Source organism: Roseivivax jejudonensis (assembly GCF_900172265.1).
Taxonomy (GTDB): Bacteria; Pseudomonadota; Alphaproteobacteria; order Rhodobacterales; family Rhodobacteraceae; genus Roseivivax; species Roseivivax jejudonensis.
The window spans coordinates 373,573-398,108 of record NZ_FWFK01000001.1 but is presented as its reverse complement, the minus strand read 5'-3'; the positions used below and the strand labels follow the sequence as shown (position 1 = coordinate 398,108).

The 24,536-nt window shown below is 66.2% G+C and carries 25 protein-coding genes and 3 pseudogenes; 12 read left to right on the top strand and 16 right to left on the bottom strand.

The window, feature by feature from the left end:
* The first annotated feature begins 8 nt into the window (after positions 1-8).
* Positions 9-239 (top strand): hypothetical protein, encoded by a 231-nt coding sequence (locus ROJ8625_RS01930; RefSeq protein WP_085790153.1) that lies wholly within the window; start codon positions 9-11, stop codon positions 237-239.
* Between the two features lie 65 nt (positions 240-304).
* Here the strand turns inward: ROJ8625_RS01930 and ROJ8625_RS01925 are convergent, their stop codons facing one another.
* From ROJ8625_RS01925 to ROJ8625_RS01915, 3 genes are read right to left on the bottom strand one after another with little or no spacing between them, the layout of a single operon-like run.
* A complete protein-coding gene (locus ROJ8625_RS01925; protein ID WP_085790152.1) occupies positions 305-1,159 on the bottom strand; it encodes a type II secretion system minor pseudopilin in 855 nt (284 codons plus the stop codon).
* Positions 1,156-1,713 carry a type II secretion system protein GspJ gene (locus ROJ8625_RS20885; RefSeq protein WP_159456725.1) on the bottom strand — a complete coding sequence of 186 codons (558 nt, stop codon included), beginning with the start codon at positions 1,711-1,713 and terminating at the stop codon, positions 1,156-1,158. Before ROJ8625_RS20885 ends, ROJ8625_RS01925 begins: the two co-directional genes overlap by 4 nt.
* Positions 1,710-2,786, bottom strand: coding sequence for a penicillin-binding protein activator (locus tag ROJ8625_RS01915; RefSeq protein WP_159456700.1), 1,077 nt, complete (start codon positions 2,784-2,786; stop codon positions 1,710-1,712). The genes ROJ8625_RS20885 and ROJ8625_RS01915 overlap by 4 nt, the downstream gene beginning before the upstream one ends.
* Here ROJ8625_RS01915 and ROJ8625_RS01910 point away from each other — a divergent pair.
* Positions 2,765-3,469, top strand: coding sequence for a hypothetical protein (locus ROJ8625_RS01910; protein WP_159456699.1), 705 nt, complete (start codon positions 2,765-2,767; stop codon positions 3,467-3,469). The genes ROJ8625_RS01915 and ROJ8625_RS01910 overlap by 22 nt on opposite strands.
* Before the next feature lie 5 nt (positions 3,470-3,474).
* Here ROJ8625_RS01910 and ROJ8625_RS01905 read toward each other — a convergent pair whose 3' ends face one another.
* From ROJ8625_RS01905 to gspL, 4 genes are read right to left on the bottom strand one after another with little or no spacing between them, the layout of a single operon-like run.
* The gene (locus ROJ8625_RS01905) at positions 3,475-4,695 is read right to left on the bottom strand and encodes a type II secretion system F family protein (protein ID WP_085790149.1); all 1,221 of its coding nucleotides are present in this window, start codon (positions 4,693-4,695) and stop codon (positions 3,475-3,477) included.
* 4 nt (positions 4,696-4,699) lie between these two features.
* Positions 4,700-6,244: a GspE/PulE family protein gene (locus ROJ8625_RS01900; protein ID WP_085790148.1), complete on the bottom strand. Its 1,545-nt coding sequence runs from the start codon at positions 6,242-6,244 to the stop codon at positions 4,700-4,702.
* Positions 6,241-6,666, bottom strand: a complete 426-nt coding sequence (locus ROJ8625_RS01895; protein ID WP_159456698.1) for a type II secretion system protein GspM — start codon at positions 6,664-6,666, stop codon at positions 6,241-6,243. Before ROJ8625_RS01895 ends, ROJ8625_RS01900 begins: the two co-directional genes overlap by 4 nt.
* Before the next feature lie 32 nt (positions 6,667-6,698).
* Positions 6,699-7,802, bottom strand: a complete 1,104-nt coding sequence (gene gspL, locus ROJ8625_RS01890; protein ID WP_159456697.1) for a type II secretion system protein GspL — start codon at positions 7,800-7,802, stop codon at positions 6,699-6,701.
* Between gspL and gspG the strand changes: the two genes are divergently transcribed.
* From gspG to gspD, 5 genes are read left to right on the top strand one after another with little or no spacing between them, the layout of a single operon-like run.
* Positions 7,795-8,460, top strand: a complete 666-nt coding sequence (gene gspG, locus ROJ8625_RS01885; protein ID WP_370738460.1) for a type II secretion system major pseudopilin GspG — start codon at positions 7,795-7,797, stop codon at positions 8,458-8,460. The genes gspL and gspG overlap by 8 nt on opposite strands.
* Position 8,461: 1 nt before the next feature.
* Complete coding sequence (locus ROJ8625_RS01880; protein ID WP_159456696.1) at positions 8,462-8,950, top strand: prepilin-type N-terminal cleavage/methylation domain-containing protein; 489 nt, start codon at positions 8,462-8,464, stop codon at positions 8,948-8,950.
* Positions 8,947-9,309, top strand: a complete 363-nt coding sequence (locus tag ROJ8625_RS01875) for a prepilin-type N-terminal cleavage/methylation domain-containing protein (protein WP_085790143.1) — start codon at positions 8,947-8,949, stop codon at positions 9,307-9,309. The genes ROJ8625_RS01880 and ROJ8625_RS01875 overlap by 4 nt, the downstream gene beginning before the upstream one ends.
* Positions 9,306-10,199 (top strand): type II secretion system protein N, encoded by an 894-nt coding sequence (locus tag ROJ8625_RS20880; RefSeq protein WP_159456695.1) that lies wholly within the window; start codon positions 9,306-9,308, stop codon positions 10,197-10,199. Before ROJ8625_RS01875 ends, ROJ8625_RS20880 begins: the two co-directional genes overlap by 4 nt.
* A gap of 17 nt (positions 10,200-10,216) precedes the next feature.
* The gene (gene gspD, locus ROJ8625_RS01865) at positions 10,217-12,154 is read left to right on the top strand and encodes a type II secretion system secretin GspD (RefSeq protein ID WP_085790141.1); all 1,938 of its coding nucleotides are present in this window, start codon (positions 10,217-10,219) and stop codon (positions 12,152-12,154) included.
* Here the strand turns inward: gspD and ROJ8625_RS01860 are convergent.
* The 5 genes from ROJ8625_RS01860 to ROJ8625_RS01840 form a co-directional block, all read right to left on the bottom strand.
* Complete coding sequence (locus tag ROJ8625_RS01860; RefSeq protein ID WP_085790140.1) at positions 12,148-12,981, bottom strand: DUF4198 domain-containing protein; 834 nt, start codon at positions 12,979-12,981, stop codon at positions 12,148-12,150. The two genes, gspD and ROJ8625_RS01860, sit on opposite strands and share 7 nt — an antisense overlap.
* Positions 12,982-13,019: 38 nt before the next feature.
* A complete protein-coding gene (locus tag ROJ8625_RS01855) occupies positions 13,020-13,361 on the bottom strand; it encodes a hypothetical protein (RefSeq protein ID WP_085790139.1) in 342 nt (113 codons plus the stop codon).
* Positions 13,358-14,134: a DUF4198 domain-containing protein gene (locus ROJ8625_RS01850; protein WP_143535047.1), complete on the bottom strand. Its 777-nt coding sequence runs from the start codon at positions 14,132-14,134 to the stop codon at positions 13,358-13,360. The genes ROJ8625_RS01855 and ROJ8625_RS01850 overlap by 4 nt, the downstream gene beginning before the upstream one ends.
* 548 nt (positions 14,135-14,682) lie before the next feature.
* The gene (locus tag ROJ8625_RS01845) at positions 14,683-15,402 is read right to left on the bottom strand and encodes a DUF5681 domain-containing protein (protein ID WP_085790137.1); all 720 of its coding nucleotides are present in this window, start codon (positions 15,400-15,402) and stop codon (positions 14,683-14,685) included.
* Positions 15,399-16,703 (bottom strand): site-specific DNA-methyltransferase, encoded by a 1,305-nt coding sequence (locus ROJ8625_RS01840; RefSeq protein ID WP_085790136.1) that lies wholly within the window; start codon positions 16,701-16,703, stop codon positions 15,399-15,401. The genes ROJ8625_RS01845 and ROJ8625_RS01840 overlap by 4 nt, the downstream gene beginning before the upstream one ends.
* Before the next feature lie 111 nt (positions 16,704-16,814).
* Between ROJ8625_RS01840 and ROJ8625_RS01835 the strand changes: the two genes are divergently transcribed.
* The 5 genes and pseudogenes from ROJ8625_RS01835 to ROJ8625_RS01820 all read left to right on the top strand — a co-directional run.
* Positions 16,815-17,159 (top strand): helix-turn-helix domain-containing protein, encoded by a 345-nt coding sequence (locus tag ROJ8625_RS01835; RefSeq protein WP_234984139.1) that lies wholly within the window; start codon positions 16,815-16,817, stop codon positions 17,157-17,159.
* 3 nt (positions 17,160-17,162) lie between these two features.
* Positions 17,163-17,987, top strand: a complete 825-nt coding sequence (locus tag ROJ8625_RS01830) for an ImmA/IrrE family metallo-endopeptidase (protein WP_085790134.1) — start codon at positions 17,163-17,165, stop codon at positions 17,985-17,987.
* 337 nt (positions 17,988-18,324) lie between these two features.
* Positions 18,325-18,534, top strand: a pseudogene (locus ROJ8625_RS21545) (DUF6538 domain-containing protein); the annotation flags it as partial.
* Positions 18,535-18,612: 78 nt separating this feature from the next.
* Positions 18,613-18,939, top strand: a pseudogene (locus tag ROJ8625_RS21540) (hypothetical protein); the annotation flags it as partial.
* A gap of 18 nt (positions 18,940-18,957) precedes the next feature.
* A pseudogene (locus ROJ8625_RS01820) lies at positions 18,958-19,143 on the top strand (2Fe-2S iron-sulfur cluster-binding protein); the annotation flags it as partial.
* Positions 19,144-19,299: 156 nt separating this feature from the next.
* On the opposite strand, the gene ROJ8625_RS01815 reads toward ROJ8625_RS01820, so the two are convergent.
* The 4 genes from ROJ8625_RS01815 to araD all read right to left on the bottom strand — a co-directional run bounded on the left by ROJ8625_RS01815 (position 19,300) and on the right by araD (position 24,329).
* Positions 19,300-20,010 carry a ribonuclease activity regulator RraA gene (locus ROJ8625_RS01815; RefSeq protein ID WP_085790132.1) on the bottom strand — a complete coding sequence of 237 codons (711 nt, stop codon included), beginning with the start codon at positions 20,008-20,010 and terminating at the stop codon, positions 19,300-19,302.
* Between the two features lie 107 nt (positions 20,011-20,117).
* Positions 20,118-21,641, bottom strand: a complete 1,524-nt coding sequence (locus ROJ8625_RS01810; RefSeq protein ID WP_085790131.1) for an aldehyde dehydrogenase (NADP(+)) — start codon at positions 21,639-21,641, stop codon at positions 20,118-20,120.
* A gap of 24 nt (positions 21,642-21,665) precedes the next feature.
* A complete protein-coding gene (locus ROJ8625_RS01805; RefSeq protein WP_085790130.1) occupies positions 21,666-22,565 on the bottom strand; it encodes a dihydrodipicolinate synthase family protein in 900 nt (299 codons plus the stop codon).
* A gap of 21 nt (positions 22,566-22,586) precedes the next feature.
* Positions 22,587-24,329, bottom strand: coding sequence for an L-arabinonate dehydratase (gene araD, locus ROJ8625_RS01800; protein WP_085790129.1), 1,743 nt, complete (start codon positions 24,327-24,329; stop codon positions 22,587-22,589).
* Positions 24,330-24,536 lie beyond the last annotated feature (207 nt).

Genomic DNA, 24,536 nt, shown 5'->3' with positions numbered 1-24,536 from the left:
GAGTAGTGATGATGTTCAGAACCACCAAGTTCGCGCTGCTCATCGCCGGTGCGCTGGTCATGGCGGCCTGCGACGAAAGCGGCGGCGGGAACGACGATGACGACGACACCGCGCAAGGTATCGACACGCTCGGCGACGGCTTCGTCGCGGCGTTCAACGCCGACCCCAACGACGATCCCGTCGACGCGCAGGATGTCAGCCTGACGCTGACCCCCGGGGCGCAGCCGTTCAATCCCTGATCGGCCGAGCCCGTGCCAGCCATATTAGGCCCCCGTCGTCCGCGCCGGGGGCCGATTTCATTCGGTCATTCCGGGGCGGCAGCCGGATAGACATCCATGAACCGTCGCGACAAAACCCCGACGGACTGCCCTGAGAGCTCGGCGACGCGCAGGATCGTACTTTCGAGCCGCACCGCAGCGACGCCGGCCTCGGCGAACACCTCGACCGCGTAAAGATTTGAGGTGAAGCCCGAGTGATCCGGGCGGACCGCGCCGGCGCCGGTCAGCGTTTCGCGGGTGATGTGGCCTTCGCGCGCTCTGACCGCGATTAGGCGCGCGGCGATCGCGCGGTTGCCGAACATCGCCCGCATGAGCGGCGCCTCGGCGGTGTTCAGGTTGACTTCCCCCTCTACCGGCAAAGCCGTTACGTAAGGTGCAATCTCCTCGAGCGCGGTTGCAGGTATCCCGAACGCTGTCAGGTTCTCCAGCGCCGGAACCCGCCCGACGCGCGTGAGGATCGCTGCGATTTGCGCGGCGAGTTCAGGGGGCTGGTCAAGCTCTTCCAAGAGCCGCGCCAGAGTGGTGACCGGCCCAAGTCGGCCGCCGGCCAGCCAGTTGATGTCGTATTTGCGCTGTTGATCGCGGATGACGACCGAGAAGCGCCCGGTGGCGAGCCGGGTCTCCTCCTGCGCGATCCGCGCCCAGGGTTCGCCGAAGTGATCCGCCTCGGGCGCGGTAATGAGGTCGCGGCGCAACGCTGCGATCACTGAGGCCTCGGCCCCCAGCGCCAGCGCTTCGGCGAGCGCGCCATCGGACATGGCTGAGACCCGCTCGCGCGCCGTGTCGCGGCTGCCGAACATTAGCGCAACGATGCTGGCGGTCAACGCTAGGATCACCAGCACGTTGACAAGGACGATACCGGCCTCGCGGTCGCGTGTCATCGGCGCGCCGTTTCCGGCAGCGCGAAGAGACGCGTCAGCGTTCCGCCGGTCCCCGATTCGCCCCGCTCCAGATCGAGCGTCACCTCGGCTGCCCGCGGCGGAGCGCCTTCGGGAACGGCGTCCACCGGCCAGCTTTCGTGCCAGACTTGCGCCGGCCCGAGCAACCGCCACCTCGCGCCTGCGACCCCCGCCAGCAACCGCTGCGACGACTGCGCCCCAGCCGCCGCCGGCACTTCACGCACCAGCGTGCCGTCTGTGTGCCGCACACGCATTTCAGCTGGCCCCGCGCCAAAGGCGCGCGGGAAAGCCAGACCCTGCGCGTCGAGCGTGACCGGTCCCGGCGCCATCTGCGCGAGGTCACGGCGCAGGACCAGAAACGCGCGGTCGATCTCGGCCAGCCGCTCGAGCCGTGTACCGGTGCCGTCGTTCACTCGCAGCACGGTGTCGAGCATGGTCAGCCCCGCTACACTGACGAGCGCGAAGAGCGCCAGTGCCACCAGCACCTCGACAAGCGTCAGGCCGGCGTCCCCAGGCCGTGCCCGCGGCGGCGTCATACGGAAGTGGCACCGATCAGGGCGAAATCGCCCGACCCGACGCGCAGCACCGCAAGGCCGCGTTGACAGAGTCCTGAGCGCAGAAACCGGTACGGCCCCAGCACCCCGGAAAATCCGTCCTCGGCCTGCAATCCGCGGCGCGACTGGCGGCCTTGGCGGCCGAGCGTCCGGGCGAGTTCGGTGCCGTCGTATGTCAGCCCCGCGATGATCCCCGCATTCGATCCCGTCGCCTCCGCGAAGGCGTCGCGGAACGGCGCGAAGCGCAATGGGTCGGGCGCCGCGAACCAGGCGCCGTTGAATGCTGGGTCGCTTTCGAGATCTAGCGCCGACCATTGCGCCGATCCCAGAAGCTGGATGTCGAGGCCCGAGAGCGCGCGGGCAATCGGCGCTAGATTACCATCGGCGGCGGGCAGATAGACCGCGTCGGGCGTGCCCCCGCCATTGGCGAGCGCCGCGCCGATTCCTGCGGCGTCGCCGCGCACGATGGGCGCGCGCAGCTGCATCCCGAGTTGCGGAGCGAGCGCCTGCACCGCCGAGACCGATTGCGCGCCGAAAGCTCCGGGCGGCACGATCACCGCGACATCGCGCAAGTTACGCTGCGCGGCGAGGCTCAGCACCGCCTGCGCCGAATGGGCCGGGGTGATGCCGAAGACATAGAGGCCGTTGCCTGCCAGCGAGGCGTCGTTCGACAGCGTCACGACCGGCACTTGGTCAGGCACGGCGGCGGCGACCGCGCGAGCCTGTGCCCCGAAGACCGGCCCGATCAGCATGTTGGCGCCGGCATCGACGGCGTTCCTCGCTGCCGCCGCCGCGTCCTCGGGGCTCGAGCCCGTGTCGAAGATGTCGATGCCGATGCCCGGACCGCCGCCGAGGCTTGCGGCGGTCTGGAGCATCTGGCCTAGTTGCTGGGACGCGCCGGACAGCGGGAGCAGCAGCGCCGCCTGACCCGGTCCGCCGGACGTGACGCCACCGCCAATCGCCTCGCCGACGCTGCAGCCCCCGAGGACCGACACCGATGACGCAGCCAGCCCCTTCAGGATCGCCCGCCGCGATGGTGTCGCGCGGCGCGTCATGGCTGTCGCGGATCGCGTTTTTCTTGGGTCTCGCATGTGTAGGTCTCGGCACGCTTGGCGGCGCGCTCCTCTATCTCGCTCCGTTGACGATATTAACACGCACGCTCGACCTTCCGCCACAGGTGCATGCCGTATACGGCACATTGCGAAACGGTGGCGCGGACCTCGCCCAAGGATACACGTTGACCTGGTTGACACGGCCGGGCCTCCGCCCCTGGCCCGGGTTTGGCGGAACGCTGCGGCTCGAGGGCGGCGATACGCGGCTCGAAGGTGATCTGCGGTTTTTTCCGCGCGAGATCGGTATCACGGCGGTATCCGGGCGCGCGGGGCCGGGGTTGGCGCGGCTGGTCCCCGGTGCGTGGCGCTGCGGCATTACGGCTCGGGTCGACGACGTGACGCTGCTCAAGGCCGGCGGCGCGGCCCGGGCCGACGGGAGGGTGACGCTGCCCGCCGGCACATGCGCTAAAGGGGCGCGAGAGATCGCGCTGCCTGAGCAAAATCTGATCTTCTCGACCGAAGACGATACGGCCGCCGCGCTTCTCGACGCCGGCGGCAACCGGCCTCTCGCAAATTTCCGGATCGACGGCGCGGGCCGCGCCACACTCTCGATTCTCAAAGAGGCGGCGGAGATCTATCCGGCGCTGCCCAAGAATGGACCACTGACTCTCGAATACGCCTTCTGAACCGATCATCCGGTTAGATCGTTCAGGCTGACGATGGGCATCAGGATCGCTAGGACAAGCAGCATGACGATCCCCCCCATGACAAGCAGCACGCCCGGTTCCACCAACGCGACGATGGTCGCGACCTTTGCCTTAAGGTCGGCCGATTGTTCCGCCGCGCTGCGCTCGAGGCTATGGCCAAGCGTACCGCCGGCCTCGCCGCTAGCGATCATCGCCACCAGCATCGGCGGGAATATCCCCGACTCTTCCGCCGCGCGGGACAGCGCCGCCCCGTCCGACACCCGCTGCGCGAGCGCAGCGAGCCGGGTGCGCAGGTAGAGATTCGGGACCGTATCGGTCGCCGCCCGGAGCGCATCGGCCAGCGGCACCCCGCTTTGCACCAGCGTGGCCAGGGTGCCCGAAAAACGCGCCGAGGCGATCTTGAGCACAGGGCCGCGCATCGGCCACGTGGTAGCCAGCAGCCAGTGCCAGCGCGCGCGGATGCGTGGCCGGCGCAGCGCGGCAAGACCCGTGGCAACACCACCCGCGCACACCGCCGCTGCGACCGGCCCCCATGTCGTTAGCCAATCCGATGCGGCGATCAGCGCGCGGGTCAGCCCCGGCAGGTCGGCCCCGCGCGAGGTGAAGACGCGTACGATATCCGGCACTACGAAGGCCAAAAGCGCGGAGATCACGACGACGGAAACGATAGTCAGGAGCGCCGGATATATTAGCGCCAGTTGCAGGCTCTGACGGTTCTTCGCCTGCTCCTCAATGTGTAGAGCGAGGTGGTCCATCACCTGGCTCAGCCGCCCCGAGGTCTCGCCCGCGCGCACCGAGGCGCGGTAATATTCGTCGAAGCTCGCGGGATTGTCATCGAGTGCCGCGGCAAAGCTACGCCCGTCGAGCACCGCGCCGCGCAGGTTCAGAAGCAACGACCCCTCGCGCGCGCTCCGCGTCTGACCCGCGACGACCCGTAGCGCGTCCTCGATACGCACATTGGCACCCACCAACGTCGCGAGCTGCCGTGTGAGAAGCGCCAGCCGCTTCGGACCGAGCCGAGAGGATCGCGGTGCCCTGTCGCGCGAAAACGCCTGCCCCGGGCGCCGCCGCGTGGGTTCGACCGACAGCGGCAACAGCTTGCGCTGGCGCAATTCGGCGCGCGCGGCGCTTTCGCTCGAGGCCTCGATCAACCCGCGGGCGTGGCGCCCGCCGGCATCGACGGCCTTGTAGAGAAACGCGCCCAACGGGCTATTCCGCTGCCCGTGCGGCCGGGTCCGGCGCGCTGTCCTCGCGCACCGCGCGGACGACCTCTTCGGCGGTGGTCAAACCTTCGCGCATCTTCCGCGCCCCGTCCTGCAGGATGCCCGGCGCCTTGGCGCGCGCGGCTGCCGTGAGGTCCGCCTCGGACGCGCCGGCATGGATCATGGCCTCGATCTCGCGGTCGGCGACGACGATCTCGTAAATCGGTAGGCGCCCGCGATAGCCTGACTGGCCGCAGGTCTCGCAGCCGTCCGCACGCCAGACCTCGGCGCCTTCGAGCAGCGCGCCCGACAGCAGTTTCGCCTCGGCCGCGCTCAGCTGATGCGGCGCGCGGCATTCGGCGCAGAGCTGTCGCACGAGGCGCTGTGCGACAAGCCCGCGGACCATCGGCGCCAGCAGGAACCGCTCCACCCCCATGTCGATTAACCGCGACACCGCGCCGATGGCTGTATTGGTGTGCAGCGTCGATAGCACCAAGTGCCCCGTCATCGCGCTCTCGACCGCGATCTTGGCGGTCTCTGCATCGCGAATCTCGCCCACCATTATGACGTCGGGGTCCTGCCGCAGGAGCGCGCGCAGGCCACGGGCGAAGGTCAGTTCGGTCTTTGGGTTCACCTGCATTTGCCCGATGCCGTCCATCGAATACTCGATGGGATCTTCGACGGTCAGGATGTTGCGCTTGCGGTCGTTAAGATGGCCGAGCGCAGCGTAGAGCGACGTGGTCTTGCCGGACCCGGTCGGACCGGTGACCAGCACCAGCCCCTCGGGCGCGGCGATGACATGCTCGAAGGCGGCGCGGTCGCGCTCGGACATGCCCAGATGTGCGATGCCGCGCTGGGTCTGGCCGCGGTCGAGCAGGCGCAGCACCACCCGTTCGCCGAATTGCGACGGCAAGGTGGAGATCCGCACGTCGAGTTCGTAGCCGCCCACCCGCACCGAGACGCGTCCATCCTGAGGCAGCCGCTTTTCGGCGATGTCGAGCTTACCCATGACCTTGAGGCGGCTCGCCAAAAGAGGCGCGAGCGCGCGCTTGGGCTCGATCACATCGCGCAGGAGGCCATCAACGCGGAATCGAACAACCAAGCGGCGCTCCTCGACCTCCACATGCATATCAGAGGCGCCTTCCTTGACTGCCTGGAGCAGCAGCGCGTTGATCAGCCGTACCACCGGTGCGTCGTCGTTTTGGTCCAAGAGATCGTCGACCGACGCGGCGGTCTCGGCCAGCGCCGAAAGATCGTCGTCGTCCTTCGCGGCCATCCGTGCCGCCTCGGTGGCGTCATTGCGGAAGACGCGCCCGAGCGCATCCTCGAAGGTCTCCCCGCCGACTTCCTCAAAGGCGGCGAGCTCCCCGGCCGCGCGCTGCGCCTCCATGAGCGCGGGCAGGTCGGCGGTTCCGAGGTGCCGGCAGACCGGCGCGCCATCCGCGTCCGGCTCAACGATCACGCCATGCGCTTTGGCAAAGGCGTAGGACACGATCGGCCGATCCCCGATCCGATCGGTTTCCGTGCCGTCGGTTTCGGCGTTATCCGTCATCGCGCGTCCTCTAGTGTGAGCCGAGCGCTGACCGTGCCTGGGGCGGTCTGACGGTCGACCTCGAGTGCGGTGACCCTCGCGTATTCCTCTCGTTCCAGCGCCACGGTCCAAGCCAGGATATCGCGGAACGCCGCGTCCTGCACAACCAACGTCAAGCGCGCGCCCTGCGGGTCGATGCGAGTGATCCGCACGCCAGCCGACTCGGCACTGCGCGTCGCGCGCTGGGACAGCGGCGCAGCCGGCTCTGCCGCCCCTTGCGCTGTTCCACCCGGCGCGACGTCCGCCAGCTCGGCCACGCGCCGGAGCGCGAGATAGCGGGCGATGTCATCGTTCAGCGCGGCGCGTTCGGCCTGGATCGGCTGCCAGGCAAAGCGCCACAGCACCAGGGCCAAAATCAGCACGGCGCCGACCAGCAGCAGCATCCGCTCTCGCGGGCTAAGACTGGCGAGCGCGCTCATCCGCCGTCGCCGTCGCGGATCGTCAGTTCCGACTGCGCGCCGGCCTCGCCGGCGGTGGCGGTACCGGCGGTTACCGCCAGCCCTGCGAGGCGCAGCGCCTCTTCGGTCTGTTGCAGAACGTCCAGCGTCGGCGCGGTGATCGACAGCGCCAGGGTATCGGGCGCTGTCGACCAGACCAGACGGTCCACGGTTACGGCGAGTTCCGCGCTCATAAGCGTGCCTGAGGCACGGTCCAGCAGCGGCACCGGGCCGCCGTCTCCGGGTCCGTCGTCATCGCGGGCCGACAGACGCGACCAAAGCATGCCTGGATCGTCGAACACGGTCGCCGAGGGAACTTTTTCGGCCAGCGCCGCCTCGGTTTCGACCCGCGCGTCGAGAGCCAGGCCGCGCAGCACTTGCAGATCGGCCCAGGCCAGCGCGAGATGAAGAAGGGCGACCACAGGCAGAGCGGCGGCGACGGCGCGCAGCGGGCGGACCCAGCCGCTCGGCGGGCGAAACGCGCCCTGACGCATGTCGACGGACAGATCGGCCTGGCTAGGCGGGACATCCTTACCCTGTGTCCAGTCGATTCCGTCCGGTAAGGCTTCGCCCAAGGATTTGACGACCGGACGCCCGGCGCGCAGCCAAAGCTCGGGCAAGGCGGTTGCCCGAGCGGCAAATCCGGTGCCGTCGGCCAGACGAACGACGACGCGGGCGCCGTGGCGGAACACCAACCATGCCGGCGGGCCGTCCCCGATGGGAGGCGGCACCGGAAGGGCAAGCTGTTCGGGCAGGATCGCTAAGTCGGGCTGGTCTCGCGCCGCGTCCGCCATTACATCCCGCGCGAGGGCCGCCGCGACGATCCCGCCATCCGGTCCATGGCCGCACAGCGCCACGTGCAGATCTTCGAGCGGCGCGGCCAGACGATCCTCGACCGCGAAAGGCAAGGCGGCGATGCGCTGGCGGTTCGACCGCAACGGCAGCGTCACGTTCAAGAGCGTCACATGCTCGGCTGGCACAACGTGGATATCCCGGCCGGACGCGCGTCGCAGACGCGCGGCCAGTGGGCCGATGTCGTCGACGCGAGCACCTTCGCGACCCGGCGCGACCAGGATGTCCATCGGCGCAGCGTCTGGCCGGCGGGGCGAAAATCTTCCCAAATTTGCCCTTATCAGCAAGATGTTTCCGGTGTATTCAGGCTCCACCTCTTCGTGGCGGGTGTTTGGTATGCTAACCGATGCACGCTGCAAGGAGAAAGAGAGTTTCATGACACCAGCCCGCATCCGGCGCGCCTCGGCGGCTCGCCCCAACCGCGCGCGACGCGGCAGTGCCGCGCGCGCCAGACACCCCGAAGCCGGTGTGACGCTGATCGAGATGATGGTGGTTCTGGTCATCATCGCCGTCGTAGCGGCCATGATCGTGCCCAACGTCGTCGGCCGCCCCGACGAGGCGCGCGCCACGGTCGCCGAGACCGATCTGCGCAGCATAGAAAGTGCGCTGGAACTCTACCGCCTTGACAATCGCGTCTATCCCACGACCGCGCAGGGATTGGCCGCGCTGGTCGAGCGCCCGAGCGCGCCGCCGGTGCCCGAAGCCTTCCCGGCGGACGGGTATCTCGACACCATGCCCGAGGATCCATGGGGCAACGCGTACGTCTATCGTTCGCCCGGTCAGTCCGGAGCCTTCGACCTCATAAGCCTCGGCGCGGACGGACGCCCTGGCGGTGATGCCGTCGACGCCGATATCGGGCGCGGCGCACGGCAAGAGGCGGGCAGCTGACATGCCGCGGGCGCGCCCATCGCGGCATGGACGCGGCGGTGACGCGGGCGTCACCCTGCTCGAGGTGCTGATAGTGCTGGCGCTGATCGGGACAGGTGCGGGTCTGGTATCACTGAGCCTGCGGTCGGGCGACCGCGCGGACTGGACTGCCCGGCAAGACGCTGAGCTTCTGGCCGCGCGGCTGAGCATCGCCACTGAGGAAAGCCTGTTGTCCGGCCGCGCCGCCGCGCTCGACTGGCGGCGGGACGGCTACAGCTTCGTGGAGCGGGGCGAGGAAGACTGGCGACCGCACGGCAACCCGCGCCTCGCAGAGTGGCAGACGGTTTCGCTTGCGCTGAGCCTCGCGGGCGACCCCGGCGCGACCGAGGGGCGCCTTGCGATCGGGCCAGACGCCGCGCCGCCCCCCAGCGGCATCGCGGTCTTCCGCATCGGCGCCGGCGCGAATGTGGCGTTCGATGGGCTGTCTGCCTACCTGGGGCCGGTCCAATGAGGCCCGCCCGCGCGACCGACGCCGGGTTCACCCTCATCGAGGCGCTTGTTGCCATGACGGTTCTGGGCTTCGGCGCGGTGACCCTGCTCACCGCCGCCGAACGCCACGCCGCCGAGACCCGCGGCCTTGCCGATCGGATCGTTGCGCGCTGGGTGGCCGAGAACGCGCTAGTGACGACGCAACTCGGTGTCGAGATGCGCGCCGAATGGCGCACCGCGCTAGGCCAGGACATCGACATCAAGACAGAGCGCCGCGCGCTCGACGGCAGCGGCCTCGTGGAAGTGCACATGGTCGCCGGCCCGCCGGGCGACCCGCTGGTCACGTTGATTGGCTACATGCCGGACGGAGCCGCGCCATGAGCAATCTGCCCCGCCTCGTCGCGATCTGCGCCGTCGCCGCCCTGGGCGCGACGCTCGTGCCGCCGGGCGCGCGGCTGGCCGCGCATATGGCCGGTCACACCAGTGTCGTGCCTGAACGCTTCGACACGCCCTTGACCGAAGACCGCGCCCCCCCGCCGGTTGGCACCGAGAACATCCTTGCCTTCGCACCGTTCGGCGCTCAGGCCGCGCCCACCGCACCCAAAAGTCCGGGGGCGACTGCGCGCACGCTCGACCTGGTGCTGCATGGCGTGCTGGTCGCCTCCGATCCCGCGCGGTCGCGCGCGCTCATCGCCGTCGGCGGCGGCGTCGACCGCTATCGGATCGGTGACGATCTGGCTGAAAATGCCATTCTGGCTGCGATCGCCGCTGATTTCGTGGAGGTCGATATCGACGGGGACTCGCGCCGCTTCGGCTTCGACGGTGCGCTCGATGGCGCCTCGGGTTCCGGGTCGACGTTGACATCGCCGATACCGGACGCCGCGCCGCCGCAATCGCCGCTCGACCGGCTGCGGGCCGCCATCGTGCCCGGCCGCGGATCGCTCGATCTGCGCGAGGCGCCGCCGCCAGAGACCACGAAGGATTACATCGACTTGTGGCGCGAACGCATCATCGCCGATCCGCAAGCCGTCCTCGACACGATTGGTTTGGTGCCGGGCGACGAGGGCTATACCATAGCTGAAGATCCCAACATCGGTGTCACGATGGCAGGGCTGAAGCCAGGCGACCGGGTGACGCGGGTGAATGGGCAGGACGTCGGCGATCCGGACCGGGACCGCGCGTTCTACGACGAGATTGCGGCCTCGGGCCAAGCCCGTCTGGAAGTGGTCAGGGACGGAGAAACGCTGCTGATGTCGTTTCCACTGAGATGAAGTTTCGACGAGGTTCGATGCCGATCTGCCGCCTGTTCTGCGTCTGCCTGTCGCTGCTCGCGTTCGTCTGCGGGACGGCCGACCGGGCATTGGCGCAAGGACTGTCGGACGATGGCGACTTCGTCATCAACCTTCGCAATGCCGATATCTCTGCCCTTGCCGAGCAGGTGTCGGAAATCACCGCCCGCACCCTGGTGGTGGATCCCGCACTTGCCGGCGAGGTCACGGTGATCTCGGCCGAAGCGCTCAGCCAAGCGGGCGTATGGGAGCTGTTTCAATCCATTCTGCGCGTGCGCGGCTTCGTCGCCGTCGAAAGCGGTGTCGTGTGGGAAATCGTGTCCGAGGCCGACGCCAGGACCAAGGGCATGCCGGTAGGCGGCGTGCTGTCCGGCCGTCAAGACACGACAACCCGCATCGTCGAACTCGACCGGCTGCCCGCCGAAGAGGCAGTTCGCGTGTTGCGTCCGTTGGTGGCCGAGGCAGGCTACATCGAGGCACTGAGCGATCCCAACGCCATCATCGTCACCGACACGCGTGCAAACGTGGAGCGTATCGTCGAGATAGCGCGCACCTTCGACGGACCGGAGAACCTGCGCACGGAGGTCGTGCGCTTCAATTATGCCGATGCCGACGCAGTGCTGACGGCGATCAACGATGTGCTGGGGTCCGCGGGAACCGGCGCGCGGCTGTCGAGCGACCCGACATCCAACACGCTTCTGGTCCGCGGTACCGAGGTGGACATCGCCATGGTGCGCGACCTAGTGCGCGATATGGACGTCGCTCCGCGCGCAGCTCCTCAGGCGCAGCTGCGCACCTATGTCTACGAATTGCAATACGCCGACGCCGAGGTGGTGGCCGAGGTCGTGAACGGCACGCTGGGCGGCGCCACCGAGCTGACCAATCCGGTCGCCCAGGCGGTGGGCGACGGCGAGGACCAGCCCGGCGTCGCCTTGCCGGAAGGACCGGCGCCGGCCGTTGCCGTGCAGGCCTCGACGCAGACCAACGCCGTGGTGATCCGCGGTACGGCCCGCCAGATCGAGGAGGTCATCGCCATCGTGCGCTCGCTCGACAAGGAACGCGCGCAGGTCATGATCGAGGCGGCCATCGTCGAGGTCTCGGGCGAAATCGGCGAACGTCTCGGCGTGCAGCTCGGTTTTGCCGACAACTTGCCGAACACCGGCTTCGCTTCGACGTCGTTTTCACAGGGCGGCGCGTCGCTCAGTGCGGTGCTCTCGGCGCTCGGTGTGCCCGGCGCGAGCGGCCTCACGCCGGGACTGACCCTCGCCGGCAGCAGCGACGAGTTCGGCGTGCTGGTGCAGGCGCTCGGTCAGTCGACCCGCGCCAACCTGCTGTCGACCCCCTCGATCACCACGATGGACAACCAGTCCGCCACCATCATCGTCGGCCAGAACGTGCCGTTCCGGACCGGAAGTTTTGCCACGGACGGCAATACACTGACCCCGTTCACCACGATCGAGCGTCAGGATGTAGGCATCACCATGGAAGTCTTGCCCCGCGTGACCTCGAACGGCGTCGTGCGGCTGGATATCAGCCAAGAAGTGTCATCGCTGGTCAACGCGAATGTTCAGGGCGCGGCCGACCTGATCACCAATCGCCGTCTGATCGAGACGACGGTGCAGTCGCGCGACGGCGGCACGATTGTACTCGGCGGCCTCATCACCGACGATGCGCAAAGCTCGAACTCCAAAGTGCCGGGCCTCGGCGACGTCCCGGTCCTCGGCAATATCTTCCGCTCGCGCAACGTCGACCAAACTCGTCGGACGCTCTTCGTCTTTATGCGCCCGACGGTTATCGACAGCGAACACAAGGCGCGGGCCGTCGCGGACCGGCGCTATCAGCGACTGCGCAGCGCGGACGCAGCGGAACCGCCCCGTAGCCTTTTGAAGGAGCGCAAGGTCAAAAAGCTCCCGCTCGAGATCAACGGTCTCTACTGACCGTCAGTCGCCGGCGTGGCGAAGGTGAGCGACGCCCATAGTGACTCCCACATGACCAGGTGCTCGGCGGCGATATTGCGCGCGGGCTTTCGCACCAGCACGGCATCGACCAGATAATCCCGGCCCGGGCGCAAAGCGAACGCCACTCGCCCGTCGGCCCCGGTTTTCGCCAAACGGATGTCGACGACGCCACCTGCATCCCGGCTGAAAAGAGTCACGCGCTCTCCGGCCTTCGGCGCACCATTGTAGAGCAACTGGACTACGAAAGGCGCACCGTGGTCGGTGTAGGGGTTCGCCTCGGCGATGAGTTCGAGCTCCATCCCCGTGAACCGGTCCGCACCCCGCCTCCCACCGACGGCGACGAGGGCCTTTGAGAACCGGCGATAAGCCTCTCGGACCGCGCTGGTGGGCAGGTCGCGCAAAGTGTGTTCTGAAAGCACCCAGTTTTCGTCCTTGTCCGCGAGAAATTCCCGAAAAACCTCGAAACTGTCGTAGGTAAGCGTGCGGTACCGCGACTCGTAGACGAGGATCGACAAACCGTCTGTACGCGCGCGGACCGCCACAGCGGGCATGTTCCCATTCTCGCCCTCGATGGCGAGGCGCCCTAGACCGTCCATAAGCTCCATGCTGTCGATAAGCTGATCCAGCCAAGGCAGAATTCGTCCGTCGAACCCGTGGCCATTGCGGATGTCTGCCTCGATCCGGTCGCTTTTCGCGGGTTGCCAATCATGTACGTCGAGCCAAGTCTCATGAGCGGGCGCCTGCGTCGGAACGACAAGAGCGAGCAAGGCGGCGCCAGCAATTTGCGATCCGCGGCGAATTGACATGGTGCTGCTCTCTCTCTAATCAGGGTGTCGGCGTGCCGTCAGGTTGAGCAGGCTCTTGCGATTTCCTCTTGGGTCAGCTGCCAGTAGTCCTCGTGCGGTCCGGACTGCACCTCCACCCGCAGCCCGCCCGACAAGTCGAGCCCGTCCAGTGGAATTTTCGTCGTCTCGCCGGGCCCGAGATCGAACGAACCGACGATGTTCCCATCGTCGTCACGCAGCTGTATATCGCCCGCTGCGGCCGCCGTACCGTTTTCGGTCGTAGCGCGCACCTCGATCACTCGGCAATCCGTCCAAGCGTAGACGTTGAAGTGATGCGCGTCGGCCGGTTGCGCGACGCAGAGCGCGACGACTAGACACCCCCGAGCGCAGAACCCGATCATCGCTGCATCCAGTCTTCAAAATGCACCCACACCACAGCGCCGAGCTCCACGGCTTTGTCCTCGCCCTCGTGCTCCATCGTCTCCGGTGCTGTGTTGAGCGCGGCAAAGCCCCACCAGCCGCCGCGCGGAGCGACATAGGTGAAGACACCGTTTTCGTCGGCCTTGACGGTCTGTGTAATCATAAGCTCCGACGGCGCCACGGCCGCGCCATCTTCGTTGTAGTACTCAATTTCGACATCTGAGTGAGGCACCGGCTCTCCGTCCAGCATCACCACGCCCTGGAACGCATTCCCGGTCCAAAGCGCGAAGGGTTTCGACACAGGTACAATCTCGGTCCGGAGGCCCAGTTCTGCATCCCAGCCGCCGTCCTCGCCGTATGCGCTGACATAGGTCTTGGTGTAGTGGATAATAAAGCTGTCCTCGCCTGGCTCCCAGTATGGCTGGGGCTCCATTGCGAAGGCGTGTGTCCCGGGCGCCTCCAACGGATAGTCGAGCACGAAGCCGGGCTGACCCATAACCTCGGCCTCTTGGAGAAGGCCGAGAAGGTCTGTGGTTTCGCCTTCGTGAGTGACACCAAAAGACACCGGTTCGTCGAGCACCATGCCATCGCCTTCGAACGGATGCGAGAACGACAAGGTTAGCGAAACCGATCGGCCATCCTCTTGGTCCACCATGTTGTCCGAAGGAATGACCATTCCATAATGTGACGATGCCGCCGTTGCGGCTGCCGCAAAGATTGCGGTCAAGGCCATTTGAGATAGCTTAATCGGCATATTCATATCCCTGCTAACTTGTTTCGTCGAAGTATTTTTTAACGCACGAACGACGTCCGTACAAAGTTTCAATCGCTTCAAACTATGACCGGGTGGGTTTTACTGTGCAGCGCGGACGAACCGCGAGGCGAGCAGCTAAGACCTGTCGCGCAACGCCCCTGCCGAACATCGGCCAGACAGTCCGAAAGCTGCCTGGTTTCCGTGATCCGTTCCTATCCTCTTGTGGTATCATGGTTGTCCAAAGTCGATGCTGCGAGCGCGCACTGCAAGAGTTTGGTGTTTGCTTATCGGGCACGGAGCAACCATGCGCAGCCGCGTGGATTAGCTGCATACCAAGAGGCCGATGCAGTCCGCTTCAGCAGATTGGCCGTAAATTTCTTGCCTTCGCGGCAAAGCTTCGGAGCCCGCCTACGGCCGCGTAGCATCGCAGTTGCAGCGTAAATTTCGCACCTGCGACTGACGGCGGGAAGCTCGCTTTGCCGCTGTCCATGCACATCGCAGCGGAAGGCTAGGGGTATTGGGTCACAGTTCTCTAAGGTACGTTGGCATTACTTTCCGATCTTGTCGAGCGCCGAGGAGATGTTTGCCCACAGGTCTTCACCCTGCCGGATGTGATATCTGATTGTCGCACGCTCTTCGGGATCGTCCTCGGTTTCGAGCTGCTCGCGCAGCTCGGCGACGGCCGCTTCGATCCGCGGCAGCTGATCGCGCCACTTGTCAATTTCGGCCTTGTCGTCCGGCGTCATTGGACCGGTGATGCGGACCGTTCCGGTGCTCATGTCGAGCTTGATATGGTCCGGGTGCGGGACTGGGTCCTCTAGGTTCGTGATGCCTAGCTCGTGCCGGCGCTTGAGTTCCTTGTCCCACTCGATCTTGTAGGTGGCGGCTTTCTCGAAGTACTCGTCGTGCAGGCGCTTGCGTGAGCCTTCTACGGAGGCGAGCAGCTCGGCAAAGAGCCGTTGCGCACGGTGCTGTCCCTTCGCGGCATTCACCGCCATAGCGCGGATGACCGCTTGGGCCATTGGGATCGTCACGGTGCGATCGCCATCCTTCACTGTGATCCCGCGATAGGCCTCGTCGAGGATTATGTCTTTCATGCGCTCCTCGTGCAGCCCGGGCCGCTTGTTTTTCGCGCCCTTCGGACGGCCCTTGGGATTGCCGGATTGGCCTTTCTTGAAGCGGGTCGACACCGGTGGCTTGCCGTAGCCCACTTCGTATCCTGGCCTTGTCGCGAGGACTTTGCGGCCTGATTTGATCTCGTCGCTCATTCTGCGGCCTCCAATGCCGCCGGCTTCGGTGACCAACCGCAGACCAGCTGCTCCGCGTTGTCCTTGGCGAAGGCTTCCCAGCGCGCAAGAATGCGATCACAGTAAATCGGGTCCAGCTCCACGAGCCGGGCGCAGCGCCCGGTCTTCTCCGCCGCGATGAGGGTCGATCCGGAGCCACCGAAGAGGTCCAGCACGATCTCGCCGCGTCCGCTCGCGTCGCGGAGCGCATCGGCAATCATCTCCACCGGCTTGACCGTTGGATGCAGGGCCAGATCGTCGAGGCGCCCGACACGCCGTGTGTTCACCCCGCGGTACTCCCAGACATTCGTGCGGTAGCGGCCGTGCTGGCCTAGCTCGAAGCTGTTGATGTGCGGGGCAGTCCCGAACTTGAACACGAAGATCAGTTCGTGGCGCGAGCGATAGAACGTGCCCATGCCGCCGTTATCCTTCACCCAGACGATTAGGTTCTTCAGCTCGGCATAGATCCCCTGTCCAGCCGCCAGCATCTCCCCCATGTGCCGCCAGTCCATGCAGAGATAATGAATGGCGCCGTCTAGGCTGACCTGGGCCATGTTGGCGAAGGCCTTACGCAGGAACTCAGTGAACTCCGGGGCGCTCATCTCGCCGGCGGCCATGGCAAACTCGCGGTGCTGGATTGCGCCGGAATTGCCGACATGGCCGTCGATCGGCACGTTGTAGGGCGGATCGCTGAACACCATGCGGGCGCGGCTGCCGTCCATGACGTGCGCCGCCACATCTGGGTCAAGTGCGTCACCGCAGACCAGGCGGTGCCGCCCGAGCTGCCAGACATCGCCTTGCGAGACGCGCCGCTGCGCCTGGTCCGGGACCGCGTCATCTTCCGGATTTCCAGGCTCCTCGGGCTCCGGCGCTTCGAGGAGAGCGTCGATTTCCGCAATTGAGAAACCGGTGATGCCAATTTCGAAGTCGAGTTCCGGGCTTTCGAGAATGGCGCCCAGCTCTGCAGCCAGAAGGTCCTCGTCCCAGCCCGCGTTCAGCGCCAGCTTGTTGTCGGCGATGACATACGCGCGCTTCTCCGTCTCGCTCATGTGCTCGATCCGGAGGCACGGGACGGTCTCCAGCCCGAGCTCCTTCGCCGCCTTCACGCGGCCGTGGCCCGCGAGGATGCGCCGTTCGCGGTCGATCAGCACCGGGTTCGTAAACCCGAAGGTCTCGATGCTCTCGGCGATCTGCCGAACCTGCTTGCGCGAATGCGTGCGGGCGTTCTTCGCCCAGGGTGTGAGATCGCCGATGGCGATGTGCTCGATCTTCTCCGGGGGCATGGGGCACCTCTCTGTTGCTACCGCTCTGTGCCGAGTCACTCGGCCTGCCTGCTCCGTAAGACATATCAGACGACTAGCCTTGCGTCAAACAAGCCGGTATGGTGCCGTTCGATGCAGCAGACGAGGGGTGCCATGGAGATCGGAGACAGGCTCTTCAGCCTTCGGACGAAAGCCGGACAGTCACTGAAGCAGGTCGCGGACGACGTCGGCGTCTCGAAGGCGCATGTTTGGGAACTCGAGAAGGGCCACAGCAAGAACCCCTCCTTCGATCTGGTCCAACGGCTGGCGGCGCATTTCGGGGTCAGCCTCGATGTGCTGACCGGCGCGACCGAAGAGCCGGATGCCGAAGCCATGCAGGTCGCGCGCATCAACCGCGGGCTTGACGCGCTCTCCGAACGCGATCGAAGGGTGGTCGAGCAGATGATTGAAACCCTCAAGCAGGCGGACGGCGGCTGATCCTTGGAGCTCTCACGCATAGAACTCTGCGACCTGCGAACGCCTGAGGCCATCGCGCGCGGCATTCGCGCCCAGCTTGACGACGACACGCCGCGTATTCCAGTTCGCAAGGTGGCGTGTGCGCTCGGGGTCCAAAAGATCAACATCTCCGCCTTCGATGGATTCGAAGGGATGCTGCTAACCGATCCCAGACGCAGTCGGGGAATCATCGCCGCCAACAATCGGCATGGGGCGCGCCGCGCTCGTTTCACAATCGCGCACGAGCTTGGTCACTTCCTGATGGAATGGCACGTCCTGTCCGGCGACCTGGGCTTCCAGTGCCGCACAGAGGACATGCGTGAGAGCCGGGAGGATCGGCGCGATCGTCAGCAGGAGACGCAGGCAAATCTCTTTGCGATCGAGCTGCTGGCACCCAACCGGATGGTCCCCGCGTTGCTCTCACGCGAGCCTGACCTGCGCGATGCACAGCGCATCCGAGATGCGTTTGACATAAGTCTTGAAGCGGCCGTCCGCCGCATGATCGTCGGGCGGGACGAGCCACTAGCGGCTGTGCTCTCGAAGGGCGGTCGCATCCGCTACGCGGTCCGATCTAACGGATTTCCCTATATCAGGCTCAATCCAAGGGACGTGCTGCCTGATCTCTCCGTCGCGCGTCGAGCGGTCGAGGGCGCGCGGACAGGCTTCACCCCGTGCACCGAGACCCACTCGGGCGCCTGGACTGACAGGCAGGACATGCCAATGTGGGAGCAAACGCGGGTCGGCAAGAACGCGACCGCGGTCACGCTTCTCGAAGCCGAGTTACCGAGCAAGAACGACGACTGCTTATAGCCGGTCGGCTCTCTACTCTGTGCGCGCCAAGCGGTTTCGATGCGCCACAGCCAATGTTCCGTGCGCACCGTTCCCTGATGCCGCCCTGCAGTTTCCCTGTTCCGGCGCGGAGAATTCCTTGTTTTCAGCCGTAGGGAATTTTCATCCAAAGCATTGAATTACGTGCACTTAACATGCCGAAAAGTGCTGCCGGACCCGGAGCGACGCACGAGTTCGCTGTAAATTCCCTGTTTTTCCGCAGATATCAGCCGAGACCGGCTAGCCTTGGACTGGCCGCACAGCCACTTCATACATATCAAATACTTGAGTAGGATCGTGCGGTTACGACCGTGAACTGTTGCGGACAGTCGAGACGACTGGTTGTAAAGGTGAACGGACGCGCAAGCGCGATTTGATCACGAAAAGGGCAGGGACTGGCAGCTGGAACGTGCGTGTTCATGTGCCAAGAGATCCGCAAGAGATCCCTGGTAGGGGAGAGGTTTGGGGGAGTCTTGGCACCGGTGACCGTCGCGCGGCTATTATGTTGGCTCCGGCGAAAGTCGCTGAAGTGTACGCATTGATCGCAGGCCAGGTAGCTAGCGCACCTTTAAGACCTTCTCGGAGGGATTTCGAGGCAGATCACCTCGAGAACGCGAGGCCTTGGGCGCCGTCGTCCGCGGGCGCGGTCGCGCGGGCCGAGGCGCTTCACGCGTCCAGATACCTCGGCCGGGCCATCTGGCGGCCACAGATTGGATCTCACCGCAGGAACCGCGCCGAGACGGTACCTCTCGGGCCATCTTCCACGGGAATGCCCTGACTGTCCGTGGATGCATTGCTCGAAACGGCCGGAGCAGAGCCCGGGGCACACGACCAAGGTCGCCGGGTTGCCGAGGTCCCGATCCTCGCTGCTGTTCTGACCGGCTACATGGCACGCGGCAGACCTGTCACAGAGCCGGCGGGATGGGTGCGTTGATGTCGAGAAAGCCGCGTTCGAGCGGCGGGCCTCGTCATTCCGTCGGGCTGCACCTTCGGCGGCTGCGGAACCTGTAAGGTCAGGAAGCTCGAAGGGCAGGTGCACATGGTCCACAACGGCGGCATCACCGACGATGATATCGAGGACGGCTACATCCTCGCATGCTGCTCGAACGCCATCGGCAAGGTCACGATCGAGGCATGACCCGCCGGTCCGGTGAGCGTGCCGCTGCCATTCAACGGGCCCCGTGTCGTCTCCCTGCGCAGTGCTCTGACTGACCGCCCCAACGGCCGACGCCGGGGCGGTCTTTTTTGGAATGCGAGAGGTTGGGCGGCGCTGCCAGCGCCGCCACCAAACTGGTTACCGGCCGCTTGCCTTTCGCCAATCCTCGAAGGCGGCGCGGTGTTCATCCTTGGTGCAGGGATAGAGACCGATGATGCTCTCGCCGTCCTTGACCCGCTCGACGACGAAGTCCTCGTAGGCGGTCATCTCGACGGCCTCGTCCGCGACCTCGTCGGCGATCTCCGCCGGGATCACGATGACGCAGTCGTCGTCGCCGACGACGATGTCGCCCGGAAAGACCGGGGCATCGCCGCATCCGATCGGCTCGTTGATCGCGATCGCCTCGTTTGTCGTGAGATTGGTCGGCGAAGAGGGTCGCGTGTGATAGGCGGGAATATCGAGATCGGCGATGACCGCGGAGTCGCGGAAGCCGCCGTCGGTCACAACGCCCGCACCGCCACGCTTCATCAGGCGGGTGATCAGGATGTCGCCGGCCGAGGCCGCGGTTGCGCTCTTGCGGCTGTCCATGACGAGAACTGCGCCCTCGGGGCAGGTTTCGATCGCGACACGCTGGGGGTGCTCGGGGTTGCGGAACTCGGCGAGCGTGTTGCGGTCCTCGCGCGCGGGCATGTAGCGCAGGGTGAAGGCCGGGCCGACCATGTTCACGCCCTTGCGTCCGACCGGGTGCACGCCCTGGATCACCTGGCTGCGCAGGCCCCGCTTGTAGAGCGCGGTCGCGAGCGTCGCCACCGAGACGCCCATGAGCTTCGTGCGCGTGTTGTCGTTCATTTCGTCTCCTCCTCGACCGTCCCCGGTCTTGCTCTGCCCGGGCAGGTGCCGGGTAAATGCGCCGGAAGGCGCAGAGGGGCCGGGCCCCTCGGCACCCTGCCTGTCCTTCATGCCAGATCCTCGGGGAGCAGGCTTTCGGGCATGTTCTGATAGCAGACCGGGCGCAGGAAGCGCCGGATCGACAAGGTGCCGACGCTTGTCGCGCCGAAGTTCGTGGAGGCGGGGTAGGGGCCGCCATGCACCATCGAGTCGGCCACCTCGACGCCGGTCGGGAAGCCGTTCACCAACAGGCGGCCCGCTTTGCGCTCGAGCACGGGCAGCAGGCGTTTTGCGGTCTCGGCGTCGCCGTCATCCATGTGCAGGGTTGCGGTGAGCTGACCCTCGAACCCGCGTGCGAGCGTTTCCATCTCGTCCGGACCCGAGACCCGCAGCACGAGGCCGAGCGGGCCGAAGACCTCTTCACCCAAAGAATGGTCCTGCAGGTAGGCCTCCGCGTCGGTCTCGTAGAGGTTCGGCGTGGCGGCGCGCCCGTCGCATTCGGTCTTGAGGATCGGCGTCACGGCGTTGCGCGCATCGAAGCGGGCCTTGCCGTCACGATAGGCCTGAGCGATGCCGTCGGTGAGCATGGTCTGCTCTGCGCTCGCTTCAAGCGCCGCCTTGGCCGCCGCGACGAAAGCGTCGCCCGCGTCGCCCTTCTCGACGACCGCGATGCCGGGATTGGTGCAGAATTGTCCGGCGCCCATGGTCAGCGACCCGGCCCAGCCGGTGCCGATTTCGGCGCCGCGGGCCTTGACCGCCGCGGGCAGCAGGAACATCGGGTTCACCGAGCCGAGCTCGCCGTAGAACGGGATCGGCTCGGGGCGCGACATCGCGAGATCGAAGAGCGCGCGGCCGCCCGTGAGCGATCCGGTGAAGCCCACGGCCTTGATCAGCGGATGCTGTACCAGCGCCTGTCCGACGTCGCGCTTGCCGCCCTGAACAAGGGAGAAGACGCCCTTCGGCATGCCGGTCGCTTCGACGGCGGCCTTGATCGCCTCAGCGACGATTTCTCCGGTGCCGGGGTGGGCGCCGTGGCCCTTCACGATCACCGGACAGCCCGCAGCCAGTGCGGCCGCCGTATCGCCGCCTGCCGTCGAGAAGGCGAGCGGAAAGTTCGACGCGCCGAAGACGGCAACCGGGCCGATCGGCCGCTGCATCATGCGCAGGTCGGGGCGCGGCGCCGGCTGGCGGTCTAGCAACGCCTCGTCGTGACGGCGGTCGAGGTAGTCGCCCGCGCGGATGTGGGAGGCAAAGAGGCGCAGCTGACCGACCGTGCGCCCGCGCTCGCCTTCGAGTCGCGCCTCGGGAAGACCAGTCTCGGAGGTGCCGATGGCCGTGATCTGTGGGCCGCGCGCCTCAATCTCGTCGGCGATGGCTTCGAGGAAGGCCGCACGCGCCTCGCGGCTCGCGTAGCCGTAGGTCCAGAACGCCTCCTCCGCAGCCTCGGCGGCGCGGTCAACAAGCTCCGGCGTTCCGACCGAGTAGGCATGCGCGGGCCCGTGCGCCGGCTGCGAGGTAAACGTCTGGTCTCCGGCGACCCAGTCGCCGGCAATGAGGTGCTTCCCGTGCGGGGTGAAGGTCTCGTCGAGCATGTGCGTGGTCCTTTCCCGTGTGGATCAGGTGAGTTTGTTGGCGGCGAGGAAGGCCCGCATCGTCGCGTCCTGCGCGTCGGTCAGTGGCCAGGCCGACGGCGGGCGCGTCGGTCCGCAATCTTGGCCGAGTGCCTGCAGGGCGGCCTTCACACCGGTGACATTGGTGCCGTTCAATTCTTCGGCTCGGATGTCCTCGAAGGCGCGCATCCCGGCGATGAGCCGGTTCGCCTCGGGGTAATCGCCGGCATCGAGCGCAGCGTGGATCGCCATCGACCGCTCGGGCCAGATATTGATGAGGCCAGAGGTGAACCCGCGAGCGCCGACCGCGTAGAGCGGTGGCGCCCAGACTTCTGCGAGGCCGGCCACCCAGACGATCGAGGGATCGCAAGCATTGATCGCGGCGGCGAGCTTGAGCGGGTTCGGCGTTGCCCATTTCACGCCCTTTACGCCCGACACCTCGCAGAGCGCGCGGATGCCGTCCGTGCCGATGGCGTCGTTGCGGAGATACAGCATGATCGGCAGGCCACCCGCGGCGTCCGAGACGGCGTTCACGTAGTCGACCGTGCCGCGGGGCGAGACGAAGGGATCGGGCGGCTGGTGGATCATGAGCGCAGTTGCGCCCGCTTCTGCCGAGGCTTCGGCGAGGCGGCAGGCATCGCGTATGCCGCGTCCGACCCCCGCAAGGAGCGGCGCACGACCGTCGACGAGGCCAGCGACCTCGCGCACCATGGTCATGGCTTCATCGGTGGTGAGGGCGTAGAACTCGCCGGTGTTTCCGTTCACCACCGGCATGTGCATTCCTGCCTTGAGCGCCCGGTCAACGATCGGAGCGAGCTTCTCCGGGGCGACTCCACCCTTTTCGTCGAAAGGAGTGACCAGAATGCCCGAGATGCCCCGGAGCGCTGTATCGAGATCGAGAGCCATGCGGCCTCCGCTTCATAGTCTTCAGAAGATGTCGGGTTCGCCTGCTGCAACCCCGAAGTCTCGTTGCAGGTAATCGAAGTCGCAGCCGGTATCGGCCTGGCCTACATGTTTCGAGAACATCCAACCCCAGCCCCGCTGGAACCGCGGCTCCGGCGGTGTCCAGGTCGCGCGGCGGCGTTCGATCTCATCCTCGTCGACCAGCATGTCGAGCCTGCGGTTTGCGAGGTCGAGCCGCACGATATCGCCAGTCTTGAGCAACCCGAGCGGCCCGCCCACAAAGCTTTCTGGCGCAACGTGCAGCACGCATGCGCCGTAGGACGTGCCCGACATCCGCGCGTCCGATATGCGCAGCATGTCGCGATGGCCCTGCTTCACCAGCGCGGTCGGGATCGGCAGCATGCCCCATTCGGGGAATCCTGGCCCGCCCTGGGGACCTGCATTGCGCAGAACCATCACGTGGTCGGGCGTCACGTCGAGGTCGGGATCGTCGACCGCCGCCTTCATTTCGGGATAGCTGTCAAAGACGAGCGCAGGGCCCTCGTGGTTGTAGTATTTGGGATCGCACGCGGCGGGCTTGATCACCGCACCGTCAGGGCAGAGGTTGCCGCGCAGCACGGCGAGCGAGCCTTCGTGGTACACGGGGTTCGACAGCGGCCGGATGACGTCATCATTGTAGACCTCGGCCCCCTCCAGGTTCTCGCCAAGCGTCTTGCCGGTAACTGTCACACAGGAGGTGTCGATCCGTTCCTCCATCTGCTTCATCAGCGCGCGCAGCCCACCAGCATAGAAGAAGTCCTCCATGAGGTACTCCTTGCCGGAGGGCCGGACATTGGCGACGAGCGGCGTGGTGCGCCCCAGCGCGTCGAGATCCTCGAGCGTCAGGTCCACGCCTGCCCTTCGTGCCATGGCAATGAGGTGAACGACCGCATTGGTGGAGCAACCGGTGGCCATCGCGACAATCGCGGCGTTCTGCACCGATGCGTCGGTGATGATCCGGTCGGGGGTGAGGTCCTCCCACACCATCTCCACGATACGCCGCCCGCAGGCCGACCCCATGCGCTGGTGGCCCGCATCGGCGGCGGGGATCGAGGAAGCGCCGGGCAGGGTGAGGCCAAGCGCGTCCGTGATCGCCGTCATCGTCGATGCCGTGCCCATGGTCATGCATGTGCCCGCTGACCGTGCGATGCCGCCCTGCACGCCGAGCCATTCTTCGTCCGAGATGTTGCCGGCGCGACGCTCGTCCCAGAATTTCCAGGCATCCGACCCCGAGCCGAGAATGCGGCCGGCATAGTGCCCGCGCAGCATGGGGCCGGCTGGGAGGTAAATGAAAGGTATCCCGGCGGTGATCGCCCCCATGACGAGACCCGGCGTGGTCTTGTCGCAGCCGCCCATGAGGACGACGCCGTCGAGCGGGTGCGACCGGATGATCTCCTCGGCTTCCATCGCGAGCAGATTGCGGTAGAGCATCGAGGTCGGTTTCGTGAAGCTTTCGTCGACGCTGAGAGCCGGCATCTGGACGGGGAGGCCGCCCGCCATCTGCACGCCGCGTTTGACGTCCTTCACGCGCTCGGGGAAGTGGCTGTGGCACGAGTTCAACTCGGACCAGGTGTCGAGAATGCCGATGATGGGCCGGCCGCGGAATTCCTCCTCGGAGTAGCCAAGCTGCATCATGCGCGAACGGTGGCCGAAGCTGCGCAGGTCGTCGGGCGCGAACCAGCGCGCCGAGCGCAGGTCGTCAGCGGTCTTGCCCCGCGAATCCTTCATGAGACGCTCCTCCCGTAGCTGTTTCCGTTTGTGTATGCGCATACATTTGAGCCTGTCAACGCGGTCGCGCAATGTTTCTGAGGTAATTCTGCCGCGCTCGATGCGAGCCATGAAAGCTGTTGACAGCGCATACTCAGCCGTGCTGAAGGTCATGTATGCGCTTACATTGGCCGTTGGCCGAAGTCGCATCGGGCGTCTGAGGGGGAC